The 4647-nt window shown below is 67.8% G+C and carries 2 protein-coding genes; both read left to right on the top strand.

The window, feature by feature from the left end; genetic code table 11:
• Positions 1-60: 60 nt before the first annotated feature.
• The gene (locus ACDELDRAFT_RS19415; protein WP_005799742.1) at positions 61-3219 is read left to right on the top strand and encodes an efflux RND transporter permease subunit; all 3159 of its coding nucleotides are present in this window, start codon (positions 61-63) and stop codon (positions 3217-3219) included.
• The coding region (locus ACDELDRAFT_RS19410; protein WP_005799741.1) for an efflux transporter outer membrane subunit at positions 3212-4647 on the top strand (1436 nt) is incomplete at its 3' end. The genes ACDELDRAFT_RS19415 and ACDELDRAFT_RS19410, both read left to right, overlap by 8 nt.

Raw genomic sequence — 4647 nt, 5'->3', positions numbered from 1 at the left:
CCAGCGGCCAGTGCTCCTGCGGTGCCTGCCAGCGCCGGCCAGAAGTAAGGAGCAAGCCCCATGGCCAAGTTCTTTATTGACCGACCCATCTTTGCGTGGGTGATCGCCTTGTTCGTCATGGTGCTGGGCGCCGTGTCGATCACCCGACTGCCCGTGGCGCAGTACCCCTCGGTGGCGCCACCTACCATCGTGGTCACGGCCGCCTATCCTGGTGCCTCGGCGCAAACCCTCGAAGACAGCGTGCTCGCCGTGATTGAGCGCGAAATGAACGGCGCGCCCGGTCTGGCCTACATGGAAGCCGTGAGCCAGGCCAACGGCACCGGCACGCTCACGCTGAGTTTCGAGCCGGGCACGAACCCCGACCTGGCCCAGGTCGAGGTGCAGAACCGCCTGTCGCGCGCCACCCCGCGGCTGCCTTCTGTGGTGACCCAGCAGGGTGTGCGCGTGGACAAGTCGCGCAGCAACTTCCTGCTGTTCACCATGATGTCGTCGTCCGACCCCAAGTTCGACGTCAATGCGCTGAGCGACTATGCCGCGCGCAACGTGGTGCCCGAACTGCAGCGCCTGCCCGGCATCGGCCAGGTGCAGCTGTTCGGCGCCGAGCGCGCCATGCGCATCTGGGTCGACCCCGCCAAACTGCAGGGCTACAACCTGTCGGCGGCCGACGTGGCCGCAGCCATCCAGGCGCAGAACGCGCAGGTGTCGGCCGGTAGCCTGGGCGAGCTGCCCAACATGAGCGGTCAGGCCATTTCGGCCACCGTGGTGGTGCCGGGCCAGATCAGTTCGACCAAGGAGTTCGGCGACATCGTGCTGCGCGCCAACCCCGACGGCTCGACCGTGCGGCTCAAGGATGTGGCGCGCATCGAGCTGGGCGCCCAGTCGTACGCCACCACCGCGCGCCTGAACGGCAAGCCAGCCACCGGTATGGGCGTGCAGCTCTCGCCGTCGGGCAACGCGCTGGCTGCGGCCACGGCCGTGAAGACGCGCATGGCCGAGTTGGAAAAGTACTTTCCGCCGGGCGTGAGCTGGACCATTCCCTACGACAGCTCCGACTTCGTCAAGATTTCCATCAAGCAGGTGGCCGAGACGCTGCTGGAGGCCATCGTGCTGGTGTTTCTGGTGATGTTCCTGTTCCTGCAGAACTTCCGCTACACCGTCATCCCGACCATCGTGGTGCCGGTGGCGCTGTTGGGCACCTTCGGCGCCCTGCTGGCCATGGGTTTCTCGATCAACGTGCTGACCATGTTCGGCATGGTGCTGGTCATCGGCATCGTGGTGGACGACGCCATCGTGGTGGTGGAGAACGTCGAGCGCATCATGGGCGAGGAAGGTCTGCCCCCGCTGGAGGCCACGCGCAAGGCCATGGGCCAGATTTCGGGCGCCATCATCGGCATCACGGTGGTGCTGATCTCGGTGTTCCTGCCACTGGCCTTCTTTGCCGGTTCGGTGGGCAACATCTACCGCCAGTTCTCGGCCGTGATGGCTGTGTCCATCGCGTTTTCCGCCTTCATGGCGCTGTCGCTCACGCCCGCGCTGTGCGCCACGCTGCTTAAACCCGTCGAGGCCGGGCACGGCCATGCCAAGAAGGGGTTCTTCGGCGGCTTCAACCGTGGCTTCGCCCGCACCGCCAAGGGCTATGAAGGCTGGGTGGCCAAGCTGCTGCGCCGAGGGGGCCGCATGATGGTCATCTACGTAGCGTTGATCGCCGCCGTGGGCGTGCTCTACCTGCGCCTGCCCACCTCGTTCCTGCCCAATGAAGACCAGGGCAATCTGCTGGTCAACATCCAGTTGCCGCCTGGCGCCACGCTGGAGCGCACCCAGGCGGTGGTGGAGAAGGTCGAGGGCTTCATGCTGCAGCAGCCCGAAGTCAAGAACATGGTGGCCGTGCTGGGCTTCAGCTTCTCGGGGCAGGGGCAGAACGCCGGTCTGTCGTTCGTGACGCTGAAGGACTGGTCCGAGCGCGCCGGTGCCGAACACACGGCCGATGCCATCGCCGGACGGGCCATGGGCGCGCTGATGGGGGTGCGCGATGCGTTCATTTTCGCGCTGAGTCCGCCACCCATTCCAGAACTGGGCGTGAGTTCCGGCTTTACTTTCCGCTTGCAAGACCGTGGCGGCAACGGCCACGATGCGCTGGTGGCGGCTCGCAACCAGATGCTGGGCATGGCCCGGCAGAGCAAGGTGCTGGCCGGCGTGCGCCCCGACGGCCTGGAAGATGCGCCCCAGCTGCAGGTCGATGTCGACCGCGACAAGGCCAGCGCGCAGGGCGTGAGCTTTGCCGCCATCAACAGTGCCATTTCCACGGCCCTGGGCTCTGCCTACATCAACGACTTCCCGAACGCAGGGCGTCTGCAGCGGGTGGTGGTGCAGGCCGAGGCCGAGGCGCGCATGCAGCCCGAGGACATTCTCAAGCTCACCGCGCTGAACAGCCAGGGCAAGGCGGTGCCGCTGTCGGCATTTGCCACCACGCGCTGGATCAGCGGCGCCATGCAGACCGTGCGCTACAACGGCTACCCGGCCATGCGCATCGCGGGCGGAGCGGCACCCGGCTTCAGCACGGGTGAGGCCATGGCCGAGATGGAGCGGATGGCCGCGCAATTGCCGGCCGGCTTCGGCTTCGAATGGACGGGGCAGTCGCGCGAGGAAAAACTGGCGGGCTCGCAGGCGGTCGTGCTGTATGGCTTCGCCATCCTGGCGGTGTTCCTGTGCCTGGCTGCGCTGTACGAGAGCTGGTCGATTCCGCTGTCGGTGATCCTGGTGGTGCCGCTGGGGGTGCTGGGCGTGCTGCTGGGCATCAGCCTGCGGGGCATGACCAACGACGTGTACTTCCAGGTGGGGCTGATCACCATCATCGGCCTGTCGGCCAAGAACGCCATCCTGATCATCGAATTTGCGAAAGACCTGCAGGCGCAGGGCAAGGGCGTCGTGGAATCGGCACTGGCGGCGGCGCATCTGCGGTTCCGCCCGATCATCATGACCTCGCTGGCCTTCATCCTGGGGGTGGTTCCTCTGGCCATGGCCTCGGGCGCCAGCTCGGCCAGCCAGCGTGCCATCGGCACCGGCGTGATCGCGGGCATGGTGGTTGGCACCACCCTGGCGGTGTTTTTTGTTCCGACCTTCTTCGTGGTGGTGCGCAGCCTGTTCAAGGGCAGCGAGCGCCAGAGAAAATTCGATGCCCAGCACTCGCACCAGTCTGGCTCAGGGGATGCCCATGCTTAATATCTTCACACCCCGCCGGCCCGCACAGGCCCTGGCGGCCCGGACGCCGGTGGCCTGCGCGCTCACCGCCATGGCGCTGCTGTCCGGTTGCTCGATGATCCCGCCCTACGAGCGGCCCGAGGCACCCGTGGCCGCGCAATGGCCGGCAGCGGCCGCCACTGCCAGCGCCCCGGCAGCGGCCGACCTGCCCTGGCAGGACTTCGTGGGCGATGCGCGCCTGCAGGAGCTGGTGGCGCTGGCGCTGCAAAACAACCGCGACCTGCGCGTGGCCGTGGCCTCGATCGAGCAGGCGCGGGCGCAATACCAGATCCGCCAGGCCGACCAGGTTCCGACCATCAACGCCGCCGCCACGGGCAACCGCCAGCCGGCGGCCAACGGCAGCGGCGGCATCAGCAGCACCTACACTGCCGGCCTCGCCATGGCTTCATGGGAGATCGACTTCTTTGGCCGCGTGGCCAGCCTGAAGGAAGCCGCGCTGGCCCAGTTCCTGGCCACGCAAGAGGCGCGCGGCGCCGTGCAGACCAGCCTGATCGCTTCGGTGGTCAGCACCTGGCTGAGCCTGCAGACCAACGAAGAACTGCTGGCGTTGACGCAGCGCACCCTGGCCACCCGGGACGATTCGCTCAGGCTCAACCGGTTGCGCTTCGACCAGGGCGTGACCTCGGCGCTGGACCTGCGCCAGGCGGAATCCCTGACCGCTGCCGCGCGCTCCACCCTGGCGCAGCAGCAACGCCTGCGGGCACTCGATGTGAACGCACTCACCCTGCTTGTGGGGCAGCCCTTGCCCGAGAGGCTGCTGCCGTCGCCCCAGGGCGACGACCGTGCGGCGGCCCTGCGCGATGTGCCCGAGGGCATGCCCTCGGACCTGCTCGAACGCCGCCCCGACATCCGCCAGGCCGAGCAACTGCTGATTGCCGCCAACGCCAATATCGGCGCGGCGCGCGCGGCGTTCTTCCCGCGCATCTCCCTCACCGCCAGCGCCGGAACGGCCAGCAATGCGCTGTCGGGCCTGTTCAAGAGCGGCTCGTGGGGCTGGACGCTGGCGCCGCAGGCGGTGCTGCCCATTTTCGATGCGGGGCGCAACCAGGCCGGGCTCGATTCGGCACGCGCCGGGCGCGACCTGGCAGTGGCGCAGTACGAGAAGGCCATTCAGAGTGCGTTCCGTGAAGTAGCCGATGCCTTGGCGGGCCGCGCCACGCTGGGCGAGCAGGTGCTGGCACAGCAGGCGCAGGCTACGGCCGAGGCCGACCGCTTCCGGTTGGCCGACCTGCGCTACCGCAACGGCGTGGCCAGTTACCTCGACGTGCTGGATGCGCAACGCGCCCTGTTTGCCACGCAACAGGCGTTGGCCCAGTCGCAGCTGGCCCAGCGGCAGAACCAGGTGGCGCTCTACAAGGCGCGTGGGCGGCGGCTGGCGCGAAGCGGCCG

It is taken from the genome of Acidovorax delafieldii 2AN, from assembly GCF_000175235.1.
Classification (GTDB): domain Bacteria; phylum Pseudomonadota; class Gammaproteobacteria; order Burkholderiales; family Burkholderiaceae_C; genus Acidovorax; species Acidovorax delafieldii_B.
Note: the sequence above shows the minus strand (reverse complement) of the source record. Positions and strands in the feature narration are given on the sequence as shown.

Coding starts and splice junctions, on each gene's coding strand:
- ACDELDRAFT_RS19415 (WP_005799742.1), top strand. CDS start 61: ATGGCCAAGTTCTTTATTGACCGACCCATCTTTGCGTGGGTGATCGCC.